Source organism: Roseomonas sp. TAS13 (assembly GCF_001950415.1).
Taxonomy (GTDB): Bacteria; Pseudomonadota; Alphaproteobacteria; order Acetobacterales; family Acetobacteraceae; genus Roseomonas; species Roseomonas mucosa.
In genome coordinates, this window is record NZ_BDLP01000017.1 from 1 (window position 1) to 19,402 (window position 19,402).

At 70.6% G+C, this 19,402-nt stretch carries 20 protein-coding genes; 6 read left to right on the forward strand and 14 right to left on the reverse strand.

Translation table 11 applies throughout. The annotated features are described in order from the left end of the window. Positions 1 to 125 precede the first annotated feature (125 nt). Both ROTAS13_RS02905 and ROTAS13_RS02910 read left to right on the forward strand, forming a co-directional pair. Positions 126 to 440: a hypothetical protein gene (locus ROTAS13_RS02905; protein ID WP_075821504.1), complete on the forward strand. Its 315-nt coding sequence runs from the start codon at positions 126 to 128 to the stop codon at positions 438 to 440. Beyond that, on the forward strand, positions 437 to 1,549 hold the full coding sequence (locus ROTAS13_RS02910; protein WP_019459904.1) for a toxic anion resistance protein: 1,113 nt from the start codon (positions 437 to 439) through the stop codon (positions 1,547 to 1,549). Before ROTAS13_RS02905 ends, ROTAS13_RS02910 begins: the two co-directional genes overlap by 4 nt. A gap of 50 nt (positions 1,550 to 1,599) precedes the next feature. Here ROTAS13_RS02910 and ROTAS13_RS02915 read toward each other — a convergent pair whose 3' ends face one another. The 5 genes from ROTAS13_RS02915 to ROTAS13_RS02935 all read right to left on the reverse strand — a co-directional run bounded on the left by ROTAS13_RS02915 (position 1,600) and on the right by ROTAS13_RS02935 (position 4,661). Further along, on the reverse strand, positions 1,600 to 2,145 hold the full coding sequence (locus ROTAS13_RS02915) for a YidB family protein (RefSeq protein ID WP_019459903.1): 546 nt from the start codon (positions 2,143 to 2,145) through the stop codon (positions 1,600 to 1,602). A 123-nt stretch (positions 2,146 to 2,268) separates the two neighbouring features. Next, positions 2,269 to 3,012: a CHAP domain-containing protein gene (locus tag ROTAS13_RS02920; RefSeq protein ID WP_099782126.1), complete on the reverse strand. Its 744-nt coding sequence runs from the start codon at positions 3,010 to 3,012 to the stop codon at positions 2,269 to 2,271. 288 nt (positions 3,013 to 3,300) lie between these two features. Continuing rightward, positions 3,301 to 3,651, reverse strand: coding sequence for a RidA family protein (locus ROTAS13_RS02925; RefSeq protein WP_019459901.1), 351 nt, complete (start codon positions 3,649 to 3,651; stop codon positions 3,301 to 3,303). A 147-nt stretch (positions 3,652 to 3,798) separates the two neighbouring features. Further along, positions 3,799 to 4,164, reverse strand: a complete 366-nt coding sequence (locus ROTAS13_RS02930) for a hypothetical protein (RefSeq protein WP_075821505.1) — start codon at positions 4,162 to 4,164, stop codon at positions 3,799 to 3,801. Further along, positions 4,161 to 4,661 (reverse strand): hypothetical protein, encoded by a 501-nt coding sequence (locus ROTAS13_RS02935; protein ID WP_085977391.1) that lies wholly within the window; start codon positions 4,659 to 4,661, stop codon positions 4,161 to 4,163. Before ROTAS13_RS02935 ends, ROTAS13_RS02930 begins: the two co-directional genes overlap by 4 nt. Positions 4,662 to 4,999: 338 nt before the next feature. Between ROTAS13_RS02935 and ROTAS13_RS02940 the strand changes: the two genes are divergently transcribed. Further along, positions 5,000 to 6,469 carry a hypothetical protein gene (locus ROTAS13_RS02940; protein ID WP_139323252.1) on the forward strand — a complete coding sequence of 490 codons (1,470 nt, stop codon included), beginning with the start codon at positions 5,000 to 5,002 and terminating at the stop codon, positions 6,467 to 6,469. Between the two features lie 31 nt (positions 6,470 to 6,500). Here ROTAS13_RS02940 and ROTAS13_RS02945 read toward each other — a convergent pair whose 3' ends face one another. From ROTAS13_RS02945 to ROTAS13_RS02965, 5 genes are all read right to left on the reverse strand, one after another. Further along, positions 6,501 to 7,427, reverse strand: coding sequence for a sugar kinase (locus tag ROTAS13_RS02945; RefSeq protein ID WP_075821506.1), 927 nt, complete (start codon positions 7,425 to 7,427; stop codon positions 6,501 to 6,503). Between the two features lie 5 nt (positions 7,428 to 7,432). Beyond that, positions 7,433 to 8,062, reverse strand: coding sequence for a bifunctional 4-hydroxy-2-oxoglutarate aldolase/2-dehydro-3-deoxy-phosphogluconate aldolase (locus ROTAS13_RS02950; protein ID WP_075821507.1), 630 nt, complete (start codon positions 8,060 to 8,062; stop codon positions 7,433 to 7,435). A 175-nt stretch (positions 8,063 to 8,237) separates the two neighbouring features. Next, a complete protein-coding gene (locus ROTAS13_RS02955) occupies positions 8,238 to 8,501 on the reverse strand; it encodes a hypothetical protein (RefSeq protein ID WP_019459895.1) in 264 nt (87 codons plus the stop codon). 66 nt (positions 8,502 to 8,567) lie between these two features. Beyond that, positions 8,568 to 9,053: a DUF3429 domain-containing protein gene (locus ROTAS13_RS02960; RefSeq protein WP_083755375.1), complete on the reverse strand. Its 486-nt coding sequence runs from the start codon at positions 9,051 to 9,053 to the stop codon at positions 8,568 to 8,570. After that, positions 9,025 to 11,880 (reverse strand): glycosyltransferase, encoded by a 2,856-nt coding sequence (locus ROTAS13_RS02965; RefSeq protein WP_075821508.1) that lies wholly within the window; start codon positions 11,878 to 11,880, stop codon positions 9,025 to 9,027. Before ROTAS13_RS02965 ends, ROTAS13_RS02960 begins: the two co-directional genes overlap by 29 nt. 234 nt (positions 11,881 to 12,114) lie before the next feature. On the opposite strand from ROTAS13_RS02965, the gene ROTAS13_RS02970 reads away from it, so the two are divergent. Next, a complete protein-coding gene (locus tag ROTAS13_RS02970; RefSeq protein ID WP_019459892.1) occupies positions 12,115 to 13,416 on the forward strand; it encodes a hemolysin family protein in 1,302 nt (433 codons plus the stop codon). A gap of 72 nt (positions 13,417 to 13,488) precedes the next feature. Here ROTAS13_RS02970 and ROTAS13_RS02975 read toward each other — a convergent pair whose 3' ends face one another. The 3 genes from ROTAS13_RS02975 to ROTAS13_RS02985 all read right to left on the reverse strand — a co-directional run bounded on the left by ROTAS13_RS02975 (position 13,489) and on the right by ROTAS13_RS02985 (position 15,590). After that, positions 13,489 to 14,448, reverse strand: coding sequence for a glycosyltransferase family 2 protein (locus ROTAS13_RS02975; protein WP_075821509.1), 960 nt, complete (start codon positions 14,446 to 14,448; stop codon positions 13,489 to 13,491). 297 nt (positions 14,449 to 14,745) lie between these two features. Next, positions 14,746 to 15,237: a xanthine phosphoribosyltransferase gene (gene gpt, locus ROTAS13_RS02980; protein WP_019459890.1), complete on the reverse strand. Its 492-nt coding sequence runs from the start codon at positions 15,235 to 15,237 to the stop codon at positions 14,746 to 14,748. Positions 15,238 to 15,248: 11 nt separating this feature from the next. After that, complete coding sequence (locus tag ROTAS13_RS02985; protein ID WP_075821510.1) at positions 15,249 to 15,590, reverse strand: tRNA-binding protein; 342 nt, start codon at positions 15,588 to 15,590, stop codon at positions 15,249 to 15,251. 214 nt (positions 15,591 to 15,804) lie between these two features. On the opposite strand from ROTAS13_RS02985, the gene ggt reads away from it, so the two are divergent. Continuing rightward, positions 15,805 to 17,358 (forward strand): gamma-glutamyltransferase, encoded by a 1,554-nt coding sequence (ggt, locus tag ROTAS13_RS02990; protein ID WP_075821519.1) that lies wholly within the window; start codon positions 15,805 to 15,807, stop codon positions 17,356 to 17,358. Between the two features lie 63 nt (positions 17,359 to 17,421). Here ggt and ROTAS13_RS02995 read toward each other — a convergent pair whose 3' ends face one another. Continuing rightward, entirely contained in the window at positions 17,422 to 18,717 is a 1,296-nt protein-coding gene (locus ROTAS13_RS02995) for a sugar MFS transporter (RefSeq protein ID WP_075821511.1), read from the reverse strand. A 188-nt stretch (positions 18,718 to 18,905) separates the two neighbouring features. Here ROTAS13_RS02995 and ROTAS13_RS03000 point away from each other — a divergent pair, with 188 nt between their 5' ends. After that, entirely contained in the window at positions 18,906 to 19,397 is a 492-nt protein-coding gene (locus tag ROTAS13_RS03000; RefSeq protein WP_075821512.1) for an O-acetyl-ADP-ribose deacetylase, read from the forward strand. The last annotated feature ends 5 nt before the right edge of the window (positions 19,398 to 19,402 follow it).

Consider the following 19,402-nt stretch of genomic DNA (forward strand, 5'->3'; position numbering starts at 1 on the left):
TCGCCTTACGGTGGAGCTGTGCGTAGATGTGATCAAGAGACAGCGCCTATGAGGGGCTGCGCGAGGAGAAGCCGGAGCCCTATCAGGGCGATGCCGGGCTGGAGCCCTTCGCCCGCCGGCTGGCCGTGCTGGAAGGCACGGACACGCGCCTCGCCGGGGCCGTCCTGGCGCTGCGCGGGCTGCTGAGGGAGATGGTGCTGCGTCCCTCCATGGCGGGGCAGGCGCGCAGCCTGCTGGTGCTGGGTCTGGACGGGCTGGAGCGCATCGCCCAAAGGCTTTCCGCCGGCGCCGTCGCGCCACGCGAGCTGACGGCGGCCATGAGCGATGTGGAGCGGGCCGCCTCGCAGGCGGCGGAACGGCTGCGTGCCTCCGAGACCGAGGCGCTGGACGTGCAGGTGACGGTGCTGCGGCAGAGGCTTCGGGAGGAAGGGGTGGCATGAGCGATCCATCGGAGGCGCAGCAGCGCACGGTTCCGGCGCGGGCGGCGGAGCTGGCCCGCCAGATCGATCTGGCCGACCCTTCCTCGATCCTGCGTTTCGGCCAGGAGGCGCAGCGGCAGGCCACGGTGGCGGCGGATGCCATGCTCGGCGCCTCCCGCAACGACGCGACCGGGCAGGCGGGCGATGCGCTGTCCGGGCTGCTGGCGCATCTGCGCGGCTTCGATCCGGGCGGCGGCGAGGAGAAGCCCGGGCTGCTGTCCCGGCTGATGGGGCGGGCGAGCAGCGGCACGGTCGGCATCCTGCAACGCTATGAGAGCGTGCGCGGACAGGTCGAGGCGGCGGGCGACCTGCTGCAGGGCCACCGCACCCGGCTGATGGAGGATGTGGAGCGGCTGGAGCGGCTCTACGGCGCCACGCTGGAATGGTTCCACTCGCTGGCCGAGCATATCGAGGCGGGCGAGCAGGTGCTGGCCCATACGGATACCGAGACGGTGCCGAAGGCGGAATGGGAGGCGGAGGTCGCCAAGGACCCGCTGGCGCCGCAGCGGCTGCGCGACCTGCGGGCAGCGCGGGACGAGCTGGACCGGCGCATCCACGATCTGCGGTTGACGCGGCAGATCGCCATGCAGGCGCTGCCGGGCATCCGGCTGATCCAGGAGAACGACAAGGCGCTGGCCTCCAAGATCCATTCGGTGCTGGCCAACACCGTTCCGCTCTGGCGGGCGCAGCTCGCCCAGGCGCTGGCGATCCAGCGGATGCGGGAGGCCGGCGGCGCGCTCCAGGCGGCGACCGACCTGACCAACAAGCTCCTCATCGCCAATGCCGAGGCGCTGCGACAGGGCAATGCCCAGGTGCGGGGCGAGATCGAGCGTGGCGTGGTGGACATGGATTCGCTGAAGCAGGCGAATGCGGCGCTGATCGGCACGATCGAGGATTCGCTGCGGATCGCCGAGGAAGGACGCAACCGGCGCCTCGCGGCGGCGGGCGAGCTGGAGAAGGCCGAGGCCGAGATCCGCCGTGCACTGATCGCGGCGAAGGTGCCGCCCCGCGGTGGCAGCGCGCCGTCCGCCGACGAGGCGATGCCGCCGGGAAGCCCACGGCACGGGTGAAGAAGGCCCGGGCCGGCCAGCCGCAAGGCCGGCGGTCCGGAAAGCCGTTCTCAGCCGTTGCGATGGCCGCCCAGCACGGAGCGCAGCAGCCCGCCCACGATGTCCCCGGCCGAACCGCCCTGGCCACCTTGGCCAGGAGTGCCGGGCTGAGTGTTGCCGGCCGTGGCGCCACCACCCAGGCTGCCCAGGATGCTGCCGAGAATACCGCCCAGCCCGCCCTGCAACCCACCCTGGGGCATTTCCGCCTCGTTGGCCGGAACTTTGCCCTTCGGGGTGAGGTAGTTCAGGACCATCGGCAGCGCCATCACCAGAAGGGAGACGAGCTGCTGGTGCGTCATCCCGAAGCGGGAAGCGACATTGTCGATGGTAGAGCTGCCGAAGGCCCGCTCGATGGAGCTGCCGTCGGCGGGCTGGTTCTCGCCCGTCCCGACCCAGGATTCCACCTGGCTGTGCATGCCGCCCTGGCGCAGCCGGTCCACCAGCTGCTGCACGCCGGCGCTGTCCGTGCGTCCTCCCATCAGGGAGGACATGATCTCGTGGATCTGGGAGATGCCGGCGCCGCCAGCCGGGGTGTCGCTAGGCGTCGTTCCACTCATGGCCATCCTCCTGAAACCAACGTGCCGGCAACATCGGGGCCGGCGCGAAGGTTTCCCGAGGATAGTCCCGCGGGCAAAGGAAGGCGAAACCTATAAGGGTCAGGAAAGGAGGCCGGCCGTCGCTCAGCGGCCGGTGTTGCGCACTGTGATGTCCAGCGGGCGGTTCGAGGCCGGGGCCTCGGCCACTTCCTCGAAGCCCTGGGAGCGGGCGTAGTTGATGCGCGGGGAGGCGCCGATCGGGCGGTTGTGGATGAAGCCATAAGTCGGATAGACGCGGCCGAAGCTCTCGTCGCTGCGGCCGATCTGCACCCGGACGGCGGTCCAGTCGTTGCGCGGCGAGACGTCGATCACCGAAACGTTGCGCATCACCGTGCCCTTGCGGATGCCCGGGCCTTCCCAGTTCGCGTGCTCGATCTCGATCTCGCGGCTGTTCACGATCCGCTGCACCACCGCCACATGGCCGAGGCGCATGCCGCCCGAGGCGCGGAAGGCCAGCACCGAGCCGGGCTCGGGGCGTTGGCCGCGCTCGTAGAGACCCGCCGCGTTGCCCCACCACTGATAGCCGTTCCCGGTGACCTGGATGCCCGAGACCATGCGGGCATAGGGAACGCAGGAGATGCTGCCGGTGAACATGGCGTTGCGGACCGTGCCCTCGTCGCGGCCCTCAGGGCCACGGAAGGAACGCGCCTTCAGCGATGCGCTGCGGAAGTTCGGAGTGGCGTTCAGCGTCTTGGCGACATGCGCCGTGGTGCCGTGCCGGGCAGCTTTCGCGCCCTTCTGCTGTGCCGCTTCCGCACCACCCGGAAGGGCAAGGACCAGCGCTCCGCAGAGCGCCGTGACAGTGATCGCCGAAGACCTGAACCGCATGACCCCCCCACGGATTGGCCCGACGGGCCGGTAACCCATTGCTAATCCTGGCCCCACCCAGGAACCGGCATCACCGATGCCGGTGTGGAGGCGGTACCGGAGGGTTGCATCCTCGCCAATCCGTGAGAGCAATGTGTGTGCGGAATTGGTGTGATTTGTCGGGGGCATAGCTCGCAAGCGGTGCCGATAGAGAAGATAGTCCTATGTGACCCATGGCAACACTGCCAAAGTCACACTGTGGCGGTTGAGCCGCCACAGCGTTCCACACGGCTGAATCGCCGCGCCGCCTCAGCGGCAGGCGGTGATCATGATTTCCACGAGGTGGCGCGGGTCGGCCATGTTGGCTTCCACGCAGGCGCGGACCGGCGCGCCGCCTTCCGGCAGCCACGACACCCACTCCTTGTTCAGGGCGTCGCGGTCGCGGATGTCCTTCAGCCAGACCTGGGCCTGGAGCAGGCGGGTCTTGTCGGTGCCGTGCGCTTCCAGCAGCTCGTCGATCCGGGCCAGGATCTGCTTGGTCTGGCCGACCACGTCCTGGGAAAGGTCATCGGCGGTGACGCCGGCCAGGAACACGAAATTGTGGTACTCGACGGCGTTGGACAGCACCGGGTTGTTGCCGTGGCGGGTGATCTTGCTCATCGCGGAGCCTCTCCTCGTCTCGTGGTCGGGACGGAGGGTGTCCTAGAGCAGATCGGCGGCCAGGGAAATCGCCGGGGAAAATCGCCAGGGGGAAGGGCCCGTCGTCGGAGACGCGACAGGCCCTTGCGGGGCTTCCTCCCGGCCGAGTCAGCGCGTGGCGGGTGCCGCCGCGCCGGACGGGGTCGGATTAGCCTGGCCCTGGGCGGCACCGCTGGCATCCGGCGCGCCGTCGCGGGCGCAGGCCGCGGCCATACGGTTGCGCTCGAAGGTGGCACCAAGCCGGTCCGTCTGGTTGCGGATGCCGAGATAGCTCTGCACGCCGGAGCTCGCATCCAGCTCGTCGTTGCGCATGGTCTGGCCGCGGTCGCGGAACAGGATGGCCCGCTCGGCATCGCGGCGACAGGCGGCGAGCCTTGCCTCATCCTGGCGCTGGTCGCTGCTGCGCTCGGGCGTGCTGGCACAGGCCCCCAGAACGGGAAGCAGGAGGGCAAGGGCGAGGAATCGGTAATTCATGAACGGGCTCCGGCCGGCAGCCGTGAGAGTCGGCGCCGCAGGCTGGTTTCGTCCAGTCTGGCGGCCGGGTCCAGGGGGAGCTCGGCCGCCGCCCCGAGGAGCGCCGGGTGGAGTTCGGCCTCGCCAGCGCTGATCTCGAACATGCCGCGCAGCCAGGGCAGGCGTCCCATGGCATCCAGCAGCGCCAGCAGCCGCAGCAGCACCGCCATGCCGGACACCGTGCCGAGGCCAAGGGTCAGGTCGATCGCCTCCGCCCAGCAGCGCGCGTCGGGATCGGACAGGTCCAGCCGCACCGGATCCGGCGCCGCGCGATCCTCGGCGGCGAAGAACAGCGCGCGCTCAGGGCCGCGCAGCCCGAGGGCGGCACCCTCCCGCGCACTGTCCCAGGCCGCCAGCAGCACGCGGGGCGGGACGGGCGGTATGGAGGCGGGGGTGAAAGGAAGGGCATGGGCCACCTGGCCATCCGGCCCCAGCGCCCGTCCGACGAATCTGCTCACCCCGCCAAGATGGTCACTGTGATGGGAGGGCGTAAGCCCCCGGCGGCATCTGTCACCTGTACGCCGCTGGAGGGGTGCCGGGAGGGCCAGTGCCGGCCTCGCCCAACCGGATGACGGAGATCCTGCCACCGCTGCCGTCTTGATGTTTTCCGAAGGACGCCCAAAACGGCGGGCATCCTTGCCGTTGGGGCGATGCCGCAGCATCGGCCGGCCAGGGTTCTTGCCACGAAACCCGATGCGCCAGCCGCGGGTTCCGTGGATCAGCGGCCGCCGAAGACAATGGCGTGCGCTCGCCGGAAACGGACGGGCCGTATCGTGGAGGATGGGACAGGGTGGGGATGACTGCGGCGCGGCCGAGGATCTGCGTATGCCTCAGCGGCCAGATGCGGCGCTTCGAGAGCGGGCTCGGCTGGCTGCGTACCCTGCGGGAGCAGGCGGAGGTGAGCGTGGTCGTCGCCACTTGGCGCGAGCGCGGGGCGAAGGTGAGCGGTCCGATGAATGCCAGCCGCCTGGATCTCGTGCTGCCACCGGGCCTGCTGCGCGCCCTGCCGGCGGAATGGAAGTCGCAGCGCTTCTTCGAGGTGTTTCCCGCGCTGCGCCGCCATCTGGCCCAACGGGCGGAAAGCGAGACCGTGACGCGGGAGGCCATCGAGGCGGCGGTCGGCCCGGCGCGCATCCATGTCGAGGATGCCTTCCCCTTCGGGTTCTACGAGAACCGCCAGCGCCACCCGGACGGCGCGCCGCATGGCACCGACCCCTATACGCTGCGGCAGTTCTACAAGGTCTTCCAGGCCGGGGTGATGAAGCGCGATCTGGAGCAGGAGCAGGGCGCGCGCTTCGACGCCGTGCTGCGGCTCCGCCCCGACAAGGCGCTGCACCGGGTGGACCTGCCCCTCCTCCTTTCCGCCGGCCCGCGCGACCTCTTCACCGACCATTTCCGCGAGGGCGCGGCGGGCGACCAGCTCGCCGCCGGGTCCAGCGAGGCGCTGGACATCTATGCCGGGTTCTTCCCGCACGCCTTCCGCAAGGCGACGGAGGGAAGCTGGCGCGAAGTCCATGGCGAGTTGCACGACTGGCTGGTGGGGGCGGGGCTGACGGTGCGGCCCATGACCTCCCAGCTCGGCCTCGCGCCCGACGGGCTGCTGTCGGTGGAGGAAGTGATGGCGGTGCTGAGGGAGGCCGCCGCCGGCCCGGCACCGCTCGGCCCCCAGGCTGCCTATGTACTGCGGACCCTGGAGGCGGACGAGGCGCTCCAGGCCGGGGACATGCGCCGCGCCATGGCCCTGGCGCGGCAGGACCTGCCGGCACCCGAGGGCATCGGCATGAGCGGGCGGCTGCTGCTCATGGGCCGGGCCCTGCAGGCCCTGGGCAACCGGCGTGCCTCCTTTCTGGCGGCGGCGCTGAGCCTGGTCGGCCAGCCGGAGAACGCGCTGATCTGGCAGGGCCCCGGCAGCGCCAACGAGGAGCTGAACCTCCTGCTGGAGAACGCGCCGGGCCTGCTGCGGCCGGGCATCCAGCCCTGGGCCGTGGTGACCGACGTTGCCGCCGAGATCACAGGCCATGGCGGCGACCTCCTGCCGCTGGCGGCGCTGCTGGAGGAGCCGGGCTTCCGCCGGGAGGCCGAGGCGGCGCTGGCGGATGCCATGGGGCGCGCCGCGCGGAACGGCGGCCTCCAGGCACATCTCAGTCGGCTCTTCGAGGAAGGGGGCTGTCCGGTGGAGGCGGAACTGGCCTGTGCCACCGCGGTGGAGCTGCTGCCGCACGACATGGCGCTGCGGCAGCGGCTGGAAAGCCTGCGCGAAGGCTGACGCCTGACCGGGGCGGAGAGGCGCTCCGGCTTCAGCCCTGCTTCAGGAAGGCCAGCACCTCGTCCCGCCGCGGCATCGGTGCCACCGCGCCATAGCCGGTGGTCGCGAGTGCCGCCGCGGCGTTGGCGTAGCGCGCTGCCTCTTCCGGCCCGTCGCCGGCCAGGAGCCGTGCCAGTACATTGCCGGCGAAGGTGTCGCCCGCGCCGGTGGCATCCACGGCCTCGACCACCCGGCCGGGAATGCGGGTCCGGCCCTCGCGCGTCGCGACGATGGAGCCCTCCTTGCCGAGCTTCAGCAGCACCAGCGGGCAAAGCTTCAGGTAGAAATCCGCGATGGCGTCCGGATCGTCCAGCCCCGTCAGATGCGTCGCATCGTCGTAGGAGGGCAGGGCGATGTCGGCCATGGCGATGGCCGCGTGGGTGATCGCGGTGGCGCGGGCCAGTGGCCAGAGGCGCAGGCGCAGGTTGGTGTCCACCGAGACCTGGACCCCGGCCTCCCGCGCGATCGCGGCAGCCCGCAGCGCGGCGTCGCAGGCGCTGGAGGAGATCGCCAGGCTGATGCCGGTCAGGTGCAGGATCCGCGCGGCACGGATCGCATCTTCCGGCAGGTCCTCGGGCCGGTAGCGGGCCGAGGCGGAGCCGCTGCGGTAATAGGTGAACTCGTGCCCCTTCGCGCCATGCGTGACGATGTAGAGCCCGGTCGGCGCGTCGGCGCTGCGGAGCACCGTTGCGGTATCGACGCCTTCCTCCTGCCAGAGCGCCATGAAGCTGTCGCCCGGGCGGTCCTGGCCGATGGCGCCCAGGAAGCCCACCGAGGCCCCGGCCCGTGCCGCGGCGATGGCGGCGTTGGAGGCGTCGCCGCCATGGCCTTCCAGGTAGAGCGGGCGGCCGTCGGCGGCCCGGGACTGCTGGTTGAGCTCCCACATCGGCTCGCCCAGGCAAAGGAGTTCGGCGGCCATCCGCGTCAGGCCTGCACGATGCCGAGCGCGGCGCGGGCGGCGTCCTGCACCGCCGCGCGGTCGCCCTTGGCGATCAGGGATTCGTCCACCAGCTTGCCGCCCATGCCGACAAAGGCCGCGCCGGCCGCCAGATAGTCCGGCGCGTTGCGCGAATCGATGCCGCCGGTCGGGCAGAAGGTGACCTGCGGGAAGACCGAACGCAGCGCCTTCACATGGCCGGGCCCGCCCGCGGAAGCGGCGGGGAAGACCTTCACCACATCCGTCCCGGCGGCCAGGGCCGCGCGCACCTCGGTCGGCGTCACGGCGCCCAGCATCAGGCAGGCGCCGGCCTCGCGGCAAGGCGGAGCGAGGCTGGAATCGACCCAGGGCGCCACGAGGAAACGCGCCCCGGCGGCGAGGCAGGCCTCGGCCGTGGCAGCATCCGGCACCGTGCCGGCGCCGACCAGCAGGCCGGGCTCCGCCGCGAGTTCGCGGATCAGGTCCACGGCGCCGGGGACGGTCATGGTGATCTCGAAGACGGTGATGCCCGTCTCCCGCAGCCAGGCGACCGCCGTGGCCGCGTGGGCGGTGTTCTTGGTGCGCACCACGGGCACGATCCGGGCGGCTTCGAGCTGGGCGATCAGGGGATGGCTCATGGCGGGCACACCTCGTGGAACAATGCTTCCACCTCCGAGATAGGCCCAGGAAGAAAGGGAGTCATCCCCGCGCGAGGGGCTGCACGCCGCCGCGGCGGTATTTCCTGCCGCGAAAGGGCTTCCCTCCGAGGGTGCAGGCCATCCGGTCTGACCTTTTCTGGCGGCGGGGGCGCTCTCAGAGACGCCCGGCGGTGTGTTCCAGCGTGAGGGCGGCGGCATGGGCGCGCCGGGCTTCCTGGCCGAGCTGCCGCAGCTCCTCGTCGAAGTCCCGCACGCTCTCGCGCAGCAGGGTGGTCTGGGTGCGGAGCTGGGCCACGGAATCCTGGAAGGCCTGGACGGCCCGTCGCTGCTCCTCCTGCGCCTTGACCAGGCTCTGCAGGGCGCTTTCGAGGCGCCGCATCGGGGTGACGGGAAAAGGGATCACCTCGGCATCCGGCATGGGACCTCCAAAGGAGCGGAGCGGACAGGAACCACGCTATAGACGTTTCAAATTATGGAATCAATCTCATAATAGAAGCAGGACACCAAAGAAAAGCGAGGACGAGGCGCCGATCGACAGCAACCAGCGCAGGCGGAGCCAGCTGCGCGGCGCGACGGCGTGGACGCGGGCCGCCCAGGATTCCACGATCACCGTGAGCATCAGGCCGAGGATGAGGAGGAGGGCCGTCCAGTAGGGCGGCAGCAACAGCGCGACCCAGGCCAGCAGCGGCGGCAGGACCCCGAGCGTCAGGCGGGGCCAGTCCCAGCCCGCCTCGCTTTCCGGAGCCCGCAGGGTGACGCCCCAATGGATGGCGCCGAGGAAGGAGAGGATGGTGGCGCCGTAGAGAAGCAGCGGCGGCCGCGCCCAGGCTTCGCCGGACAGCGAGAGCATGGCCAGCCCGAAAAAGGGCACGAGACCGGCCAGCCCCAGAATCCGGGCGGCCGGCGGAGCCCGCCAGCCGCCCGAGGCGCGTATCCTTGGCTTATTCAGCCGCTGCGCGGGCGACGGCATGGCCGGCCGTGGAGGTGGCCGCGACGGCGCCCGGCACGCCCTGCGTCAGGGCGGGAGAGGGCAGGGCGGCCACCGCCGCCATGGAGACGGCGGCCAGGTAGGGCACCGACTGCACCAGCAGGATCACGGTCCACAGCAGGGCCTCCCAGGTTCCGCCACGATGCACCAGGGTAACGCCCAGCGCAGCGGCCCAGAGCAGGCCCATGAGGATCAACTCTTCCCGCGCGGTGGCGAAGGCCTGCACCAGGGCCGGGGCGTTCTCCATCTTGGGCGTGCGGGCGAAATGCGCCCGGCGCTTGAAGAAGCCCTGCCAGACCGCCTTGCCGATGGTGTGGGTCAGCGCCAGCCCGCCCAGCGCCGCCGCCAGCCGGTCGCCCGCGCCGCAGGCGACACGCGCGGCATAGAGCGTCCAGATCTGGAAGAGCTTGAAGGCGAAGAGCCCCAGGCTCGGCAGCATGAAGAGCAGGATCGGGAACTCGTTGGACAGGCCCACGCCCTGCAGCACCGCCCGCAGCGCCAGCCAGAAGCCCTCGCCCAGGCCGAGATGCTGCAGCACCCAGGCGTGCAGCCCGGCATAGTGCAGCTCGTTGGTCAGGGGCAGCAGGGTCAGGCCCAGCGACCAGAACAGGCCGCCGATCACGAAGGCCAGGCCCAGCGCGTCGCCGAACCAGGGCATCCATCCCATCACGAAGTGGAAACGCTGGCCCTGGGTCAGCGAGCGGTCGAAGGGGTTCAGCAGGGCGCGCCAGTGGCCCTTGACGATCTGCACCGCGCCAAAGGCCCAGCGGTGCCGCTGCTTGCGGTAGGCGGCGAAGTCGTCCGGCATCACGCCGCGGCCCATGCTGTCGGGGACGTAGACGGCCTCCCAGCCCTGGCGCATCAGCTTCAGGCCGAGCTCGCTGTCCTCGCAGATGCACCATTCCGCCCAGGCCTTGCCGTCCACGGCCGCGCCTTCCAGCGCCGAGCGCCGGATCAGCGTCATGGTGCCGTGCTGGATGATGGCGTTGCGCTCGTTGCGCGTGACCATGCCCGCCTTGAAGAAGCCGGCATACTCCCAGAACATGATCCGCTTGAACCAGCCCTCGTGCCCGTCGCGGTAGTCCTGCGGCGACTGGGTGAAGCCGACCTCCGGGCGGTCGAAGAAGGGCACCATGCGGCGCAGCCAGTCGGGGCGGACGAGGTAGTCGCTGTCCAGCACGCCGATCACCGCGGCATCGGGCGCGGTCTCGCGCAGGGCGAAGTTCAGCGCGCCCGCCTTGAAGCCCGGCCACCGGCCGAGATGGAAGAAGCGGAACTTCGGGCCGAGGCGCGCGCAATGCTCGGCCACGGGCTCCCAGACCGCAGGGTCGGTGGTGTTGTTGTCCACCACCAGCACCTCGAAATTCTCGTAGTCGAGCGCCGCCAGGGCATCGAGGGTCTGGCGCACCATCTGCGGCGGCTCGTTGCAGATCGGCAGGTGCAGGGAAACCTTCGGCATCGCGGCGGTGTCGGCGGCGGGCAAAGCGGGCCAGCGGCGCTTCGCGACACGGCCGAACACCGTTTCCGCCAGCTCGAAACTGTCGGAGAGCAGCAGCGCCAGCAGCAGGAGCTGGCCCAGGATCAGCGCGCCCCAGACCACGGCGGCGGCGGGGGAGAGGTAGGTCTCCGACATCGCCAGCACCACCGCGACCACGCCGGTCACCGCGAGCTGGGCAAGGCCGGCCATCATCAGCTTGCCGGCAGGGCGGATGTCCGGGCGGCGGGCGAGGAAGAAGAAGCTGGCGAGGAAGGCGGCGAGGCTGCCGCCCAGCGCACAGCCGGCCCAGCCGGGATTCTCCTGCACCGCGCCGGTCAGCGGCCACTTCTCCTGCCGGTCGAGGTCCATCATGCCCCAGTAGCCGGCGGCCCGGCCCTCGAAGCTGGCCTTCCAGGGCTGGTCGAAGGCCTCCATGACGAAGTAGTCGAGGTTCTCGCGGTCGGCGATGCGGAAGAACTTGCGCAGGAACATCGCCTGGTTCACCCGGCTCGCCCGCGCCGCGCCCTGGGCCACGCCGTCGGAGGGCCAGCCGATCTCGCCGATCAGCACCGGCTTGTTCGGGAACATCGCCTTCACCTGCTGATACTTCTCCATGGAGAAGCGCAGCGCGTCATCGACCGGCAGCCCCTCCCAGTAGGGCAGCAGGTGGATGGTGATGAAGTCCACCGCCTGGCCCAGCTCCGGATGGTCCACCCAGACATGCCAGGGCTCGGCGGTGGAGACGGGCTGGCGCACCTGCCGCTTCACCTGGCGGATGTAGCCGACGAGCTGCGGCACGGTCAGGTCGCCGCGCAGGATGGCTTCGTTGCCGACCAGCACGCGGTCCACGTTGCGGGCCTCGCGCGCCGTCTGGACGAGGTTGCGGATCTCGGCGGCGTTGCGGTCCAGGCGCTTGTCCAGCCAGGAGCCCATGGTGACCCGCAGGTCGAGCCCGGCCTGCCATGCGAGGTCGGGGATGCGCTCCAGCCCGTTCGAGGCGGCATAGGTGCGGATGCGGTCCGTCATCGGGGCGACGCGCCGCAGGTCGCGCAGGATGTCGGCCGCGCTCGGCTGGTTGTCGCCCTCGGCGCTCTGGCCGCGCTGGTAGGGGGCGAAGGCGAAGCCCTCCACCCGCCCGGTGAAATCCGGCATGGCGACCGGCCGGTTCCAGGCCCACCAGGCGCCCAGATGCGCGACCGCCACCAGCGCCAGTACCGCCAGCGTGGCGGCCTGCCGTGACAGGCCGCGGCCGGGGCGGTCCGTGCGGCTCGGGTGCGGGTTGGCGGTGGAAGCGGGCGGGGTGGCCGGGCGGGGGGGCCAGTCCTGTCCCATCGGGCTCGCGTTCATGCTGTGTCCGGCGTCTTGCGGCCCCCGTCTCGGGCGACGCGCCGCCCGGCCGTTCCGGACGGCGCGGCCGAATCCGGGGCCGCGTCTCACCGACCATGAACGCCCGTTCCTGCGGCGCGGGTCGGCCGCAAATGGGGCATTTTCGCGGCGGAACAAACGGGCCCCGAAACGGCATGGCGCTATCGCTGGCCGTCATCCTCCCCTACAAGATGCGCCATCATGTCCGTCCTGATCGAAATCGGCATCATCATCCTGCTGGTGCTGCTGAATGGCGTCTTCGCGATGGGCGAGCTCGCGGTGGTGTCCTCCCGCCGGGCGCGCCTGCAAGGCCTGCAGAAGAACGGGGTGAAGGGGGCCGCCACCGCCCTGTCCCTGGCCGAGAACCCGGAGCGGATGCTGCCCACGGTGCAGATCGGCATCACGCTGGTCGGTATCCTGGCGGGCGCCTTCGGCGGCGCCCGGCTTGCCTCCACGGCGGAGCCGCTGGTGGCGAAGGTGCCCCTCCTCGCGCCTTACGCGGACGACATCGCCTTTGGCGTGGTGGTGCTGCTCATCACCTATCTCTCGCTGATCCTGGGCGAGCTGGTGCCCAAGACCCTGGCGCTGCGGAACCCGGAGGTGGTGGCGAGCCGCCTCGCCGCACCGCTGCTGCTGATCTCGCGCATCGCCTCGCCTGCCGTCTGGCTGCTCTCCTCCTCCTCCGCCCTGGTGCTGCGGATGCTCGGCGCCACCCAGCCCACCGACACCTCCGTGACGGAAGAGGAGGTCAAGGCCGTGGTGGCGGAGGGGGCCGAGGCCGGGGCGCTGGAACGTGAGGAGCGGCAGATGATCGAGCGGGTGCTGCGCCTTGCCGACAAGCCGGTCCGTGCCCTGATGACGCCGCGCAACGAGGTCGTCTGGCTGGATCGCAGCGAGACCCCGGAGGAGCTGCGGACCCGCGTGCGCGAGGGCGGCGTGTCCCGCTATGTCGTGGCCGATGGCCGGGTGGACAACGTGGTCGGCGTGGTCGCGGTGAAGGACCTGCTGGACGAGCTGCTGGCCGGCCACCCGCTTTCGCTGGCCGAGGCGATGCGCCAGCCGCTGGTCCTGCCTGACACCCTGCCGGCGCTGGATGCGCTGGAGCGGATGCGCACCGACAAGATCGGCATGGCGCTGGTGATGGACGAGTACGGCTCCTTCGAGGGCATCGTCACGGATTCGGACCTGCTGGAGGCCATTGTCGGCGAACTGGGAGCGGAGCCGGAGCCGGAGCCGGCCGAGGGCGCCGTCGAGCGCCATGACGGCTCCCTGCTGGTGGATGGCATGATGCCGTCGGACGAGCTGAAGGCGCGGCTGGACCTGCCGACCCTGCCGCAGGAGGGCAGCTACCACACCGTGGCCGGCCTGCTGCTGGCGCTGTTGCAGCGCGTGCCCAAGGAGGGCGACCGGATCGCCTGGTCCGGCTGGCAGTTCGAGGTGGTGGATATGGACGGGCGGCGCGTGGACAAGGTGCTGGTCTCGCCCGAGACCGTCGCCGGGTAGCGGCGCCGGCTGGTGCGCCGGTCTGGGGTCGGCACCGGCCGCGGGCGGATGCCGCGCGGCCGGTGGGCGGGGTCAGGCCGAGCGGATGTAGCGCACGGCGCGCAGCCTGGGCGTGGCGATCAGCCCCAGGTGATAGGCCGACTTCATCAGGCTCTGGCCCTGACGGTAGTAGCGGGAGAAGAAGATGTGCAACGCCTTCTTCCGCCGCCGGCTCATGGCGTGCTCCACCACGGATTCGGCGGCGATCTGGTGCATCAGCCGGTCCCGCGCCGCCATCTCGGCGGGGGAAAGGTTCGGCAGGGCTTCCAGCACGTCGTAGATCTTGCTGCTGACATTCGCCCCCGTTTCCCGCAGGCCCTCCGGGGAGAGGCGGTAGAGCGAGGTCTTCCGGTCCACGAAATAGAAGGCCTTGCCGGGAAAGGCCTGCGACAGGCGGATGCCGAAATCCGTGTCGAGCTGCAGCCCCACCAGCTCCATGCTGCGGTAGCCGATCTGGCGCGCCGCCCGGGTGTCGATCAGGAAGCCGTCGCAGGGCACCTGCCGCCACAGCGCGCGCACCAGCAGGTCGTAGTGCAGGCCGCTGTACTCGGAGGTCCGGTTGCCCACCTTGCTGTGGGTCTCGGTATCCTTTGGCGAGATCATGCCGAAGGGGGTGATGCATTCCTGGATGCCATAGGCGCAGATCACGTCGGGCGAGGAGCGATAGGCCTCGTCCAGCGCCTCGATCGCCCCGGGCAGCAGGGCATCGTCGTCATGCAGCACCAGGAGCCGCTCGCCCCGCGCCTCGGCGAAGAGCTTGTTGATGTTGCCCACCAGGTTCGAGGCGGGCACGTTCCGCCAGTAGCGGATGGTGATCCCTTCCGGCGGCGTCAGGCCGGCGATCAGCTGCTCCGCCTCGTCGGTGGAGGAGTTGTCGCTGACATCGATCTCCAACGGCCGGTAGTTCTGCTGGAAGACGGAGTGCAGGCACTGCAGCAGCAGGGACGGGCGCCGGTAGGTGGGGACCGAAACGGTGATCAGGGGGGCGACCATTGCTCTCCTTTTCGTGTCTTCCTTGGGGAAGAGGCTGGCTCCAGGACCATCCTCCTGACCCGTTTTCATCATGGATCGTGGCTATAGCGGAAGCTAGCCTGGAAACGATACACAAGATTTGTCCATCTTATGAGATAATTTTTAAACTCACGAAAGTTTTTAATACGACAGCAACGCCGCCGGCTGCCCCGCTGTCCCGGCCCGGAAAGACCCCCGGACCCGGAAAAGCGAAAGGCGGGCCCCCGAACGGACCCGCCTTTCAGGACTGTGTGAAAGGCCCGCTGGGGACAGGCAGGGTCAGGCCTTCGCGCTCTTGGCGATGGGGGCCACGAACTGCGGCTCGGTGTCCCAGGGAAAGAGGATCCAGGTGTCCTGGCTCACCTCGGTGACGAAGGTGTCCACCAGCGGCTTGCCGGCCGGCTTGGCGTAGATCGTGGCGAAATGCGCCTTGGGCAGCAGGCCCCGCACCACCCGGGCGGTGGTGCCCGTGTCCACGAGGTCGTCGAGGATCAGCCAGCCCTCGCCGTCGCCGGCAGCCTCCGGCATCTTCACGACACTCGGCTTGCCGCGCTCCTCCTCGTCATAGGTGACGACGGAGACGCTCTCGATCAGGCGGCAGTCCAGCTCGCGCGCCACGATGGCGGCGGGGATCAGCCCGCCGCGCGTGATGGCGACGATGCCGTTCCAGGGGCCGCCGCTCGGGCCCTTGTCGACCAGGCGCCAGGCCAGTGCCTTGCCGTCGCGATGCAGCTGGTCCCAGGAGACGGTGTAGTAGCGGGGGACGGCCATGGACCGGTTCCTCAGAACATGCGGGCGCCATCCGGCACGGGCGTGTCGGGGCGCAGGAGAACGACATCGCCGTTCTCGTCCGGCACGCCGAGCACGAGAACCTCGCTGGCGAAGCCGCCGATACGGCGGGGCGGGAAGTTGACGACGGCGATGACCTGGCGCCCAGCCAGGCCATGGGGATCGTAGTTCACGGTGATCTGGGCGGAGCTCTGCCTGATCCCGAGTTCCGGGCCGAAATCGACCCAGAGCTTGATCGCGGGCTTGTGGGCTTCCGGAAAGGCTTCCGCCCGGGCGATGGTGCCGGTGCGGATGTCGAGCTTCGTGAAGTCTTCGATCGTCGCCGTTGCGTCCATGCCCCCGTGCCTAGCCGAGCCTGCCCGGCAGCGGAAGAGGCCGCGGCACGCGGCCTGCATGGTTGCCGTCGCGCGGGGGCCGTGCCAGCGTCCGCCGTGACATGCGCGGCCGCATCCCGGCGGCCCGACGCCAGGCTCGTTGCCAGGAGCATTCCCCGCCGTGAACCGTGACTTCCACCGCCCCGGCCGCAGCCCGGCCATCGCCACCCATGGGATGGCGGCCACCTCGATGCCCGCCGCCACGCTGGCGGCGGTCGATATCCTGCGGGCGGGCGGCAATGCGATGGACGCGGCCATCGCCGCGGCGGCGGTGCTGGCGGTGATCGAGCCGCAGAGCACGGGAATCGGCGGCGACTGCTTCTGCCTCTACGCCCCGGCCGGCACCGGCAAGGTGGTGGCGCTGAACGGTTCGGGCCGCGGCCCGGCCGGTGCGACGCCGGAGGCGCTGCGCGCCACCGGGCTGACGGCGATGGTCAACACCTCGGCCCATTCGGTGACGGTGCCGGGCGCGGTCTCGGCCTGGGACCTGCTGTCCCGCACGCATGGGAAGCTGGGGCTGGACGCGGTGCTGCAACCGGCGATCCGGTGGGCGGAGGAAGGCCATCCGGTCACGCCGCGCGTGGCGCATGACTGGGAGCTCGCCGCCGAGAAGCTGCGGAAGCACCCGGCCACGGCCCGGCGCTTCCTGAAGGACGGCCAGCCCTATGGCGTGGGCGACGTGTTCCGCCAGCCGGAGCTGGCGGAGACGCTGCGGGCGATCGCGAAGCAGGGTGCGGCCGGCTTCTACACCGGTGCCGTGGCGGCCGATATGGTCGCGACCCTGCGCGCGGCGGGTGGCACGCATACGGAGGAGGATTTCTCCGCCGGGCAGGCGGTGGCCGAGTTCGTCGAGCCGATCCGCACGGAATGGCGCGGCATGGAGGTCTACCAGTGCCCGCCCAACGGCTCCGGCATGCTGGTGCTGATGCTGCTGAACATCCTGGGCGGCTTCGAGGCCCCGCCGGGCGGCCCGCTTTCCGCCGAACGCATGCACCGCCATATCGAGGCGGCGCGCTTCGCCTATCGCGACCGCGACGCCTTCCTCGCCGATCCTTCCCAGGCCGAGGTGCCGGTCGGGCACCTGACCTCGCGGGCCTATGCCGACGCGATCCGGGCGCAGATCCGCGACGACCGCGCCCTGCCGGAACTGCCTCCGCCGGGCGAGGCGGACTGGGCGAGGCACAAGGACACCGTCTATCTCTGCGTGGTGGACAAGGACGGCAATGCCTGCTCCTTTATCAACTCGCTCTTCGAGGGCTTCGGCTCCGGCATCCTGGCGGAGCGGAGCGGCGTGATGCTGCAGAACCGGGGCTTCGGCTTCCGGCTCCAGGAGGGGCACCCGAACTGCATCGCGCCGCGCAAGCGCCCCATGCACACGATCATTCCCGGCATGGTGATGAAGGACGGCCGCGCGCTCATGCCCTATGGCGTGATGGGCGGCCATTTCCAGCCGATGGGCCAGACGCTCTTCCTCGCCAACCACTTCGAGTTCGGCCTGAACCCGCAGGAGGCGCTGGACCTGCCGCGCCTCTTCCCGCTGGGCGGCAAGGTGCAGGTGGAGCGGGGCATTCCCATGGAGCTGGTGGAGAAGCTGCAGCGCATGGGCCATTCCTGCTGCCCGATCCACAGTCCGCATGGCGGCGGCCAGGCGATCCTGATCGACCACGAGCGCGGCGTGCTGATCGGCGCCTCCGACCCGCGCAAGGATGGCATCGCCCTGGGTTACTGAGGCCGGGCGAGGGGTGATGCGGAACCCGGGGGAGGGCGCGCCCTTTCCCCCGGGCCGTCCGGTTCAGTGCGCCGTGGCGACGGCGTCGCGCCTCCGGGCGGATGCCCCGGCCCGGGTCATCAGCCCGGTGACCGAGAAGATCGCGATTCCGGCATAGCAGGCGGCCGGGACCAGGAAGGCGATGCTCAGCCCGGCATGGTCGGCGAGCAGGCCGGTTGCCAGCGGCACGACCGCGCCGCCCACGATGGCCATGCAGAGCAGGCCGGAGGTCGCGGCCGGCGGGGCGGAGGAGCGCTCCAGCGTCAGGGTGAAGATCGTCGGGAACATCACCGCGTTGAACAGCCCGATCGACAGGGCGCAGACCGCCGCCGGCAGGCCCGTGCTGCCGCTGACCGCGACGCAGAGCAGCCCGGCCACCGCCGCGACGGCGGCCAGCAGCTTGCCCGCCTCGACCCGGCTCAGCACGGCGCTGCCGATGAAGCGGCCGACCATGGCGCCGCCCCAGTAGAGAGAGAGCAGGTGCCCGGCCGTGGCCGCCGGGGCGTTCAGGATCTGCGGCTGTTCCAGCAGGTTGATCATGGCGGCGCCGATCGAGACCTCCGCCCCGACATAGAGGAAGAGCGCCACCGCGCCGAAGATGGCCCAGGCGGAGCGGAAGGCCTGGGCCACCGAGCCGCCCTGGTCCTCATCCGTCCTGCCGCCATGGCGCTCCAGCTGGCGCCGCATGGCCCAGATCAGGGCGGCCAGCAGGGCGATCCCCGCGGCGATGCCCAGGAACTGCGTGTCGATCCGGCGGAGCGACTGGGCGACCTGCTCGGTGGTCGGGCCGGTGGCGCCGTCGCCCAGCGCGAAGACACCGCCGCTCAGCAGCAGGGCGGAACCGACCAGGGGGCCGGCCACCGTGCCCAGGGAGTTGAAGGCCTGGGACAAGGTCAGGCGGCGATGCGAATCCTCCGGCCGGCCGAGATGGGCGCAGAGCGGATTGGCCGAGACCTGTAGGATGGTGATGCCGCAGGCCAGCACGAAGAGGCTGGCCAGCACCAGGCTGTAATGGCCGAGCGAGGTGGCGAGCGGCATGCCCAGGCAGGCCAGGATCATGATGCCCAGGCTGAGCACGATGGAGCGTGGGTAGCCCAGCCGCCCGACCAGCAGCGCGGCCGGCAGGGACACGATGCCATAGGCCAGGAAGAAGGCGAACTGCGTGAGCATCGCCTCGGTGAAGCTGAGCGAGAAGACCGAGCGCACCATCGGCACCAGCGTGTCGATGATCGAGGTCGCGAAACCCCAGGCGAAGAAGAGCGTCGTGACGGAGGCCAGGGCGGGCAGGCTGCTGCCCTGGGCCGGAGGGGCTGTTCTCATGCGCGGTCTTTCCGTTCGCGCCGCCGGAGGGAAAAGGCGTGGCGGAGCATCATGTGCTCGCCTGCCCCGACGCTCTTTGCAGTGCAACAAAAATCATCGCCAAGTGGCGGAAATTGACACATCCGGCGGGCCGGCCACCGCCGCGGTTCCCGGTTCCGGGAAGACACGACAGGAGGCGCGGCGTGGCTATGCAGGCGGAACAGGCGGACATCACCACTCTGGCGGTCGATGCCATCGTGAACGCGGCCAACAGGGCCCTGGCCGGCGGCGGCGGGGTTGACGGGGCGATCCACCGTGCCGCCGGGCCGGAGCTGGTCCGCGCCTCGCGGGCGCTGGCACCTTGTCCGACCGGGGAGGCGCGGATCACTCCCGGCTTCCGCCTGCCGGCGCGGCATGTGATCCATACGGTGGGGCCGGTCTGGCATGGTGGCGGCTCGGGCGAGGCGGAGTTGCTGGCCGCCTGCTACCGGAACTCGATCGCCTTGTTGCGGCAGGCGGGTGGCCGGAGCATCGCCTTCCCGGCGATCTCCACCGGCATCTACGGCTATCCGCCGGGCCCGGCGGCGCGGATCGCCGTGGCCACCGTGCGCCAGGCGCTGGAGGACGGGGATCTGGAGGTGATCTTCGCCTGTTTCGACGCGGCGACGCTGGACCTCTACCGCCGCGAACTGGGTGGCTGAGGCCG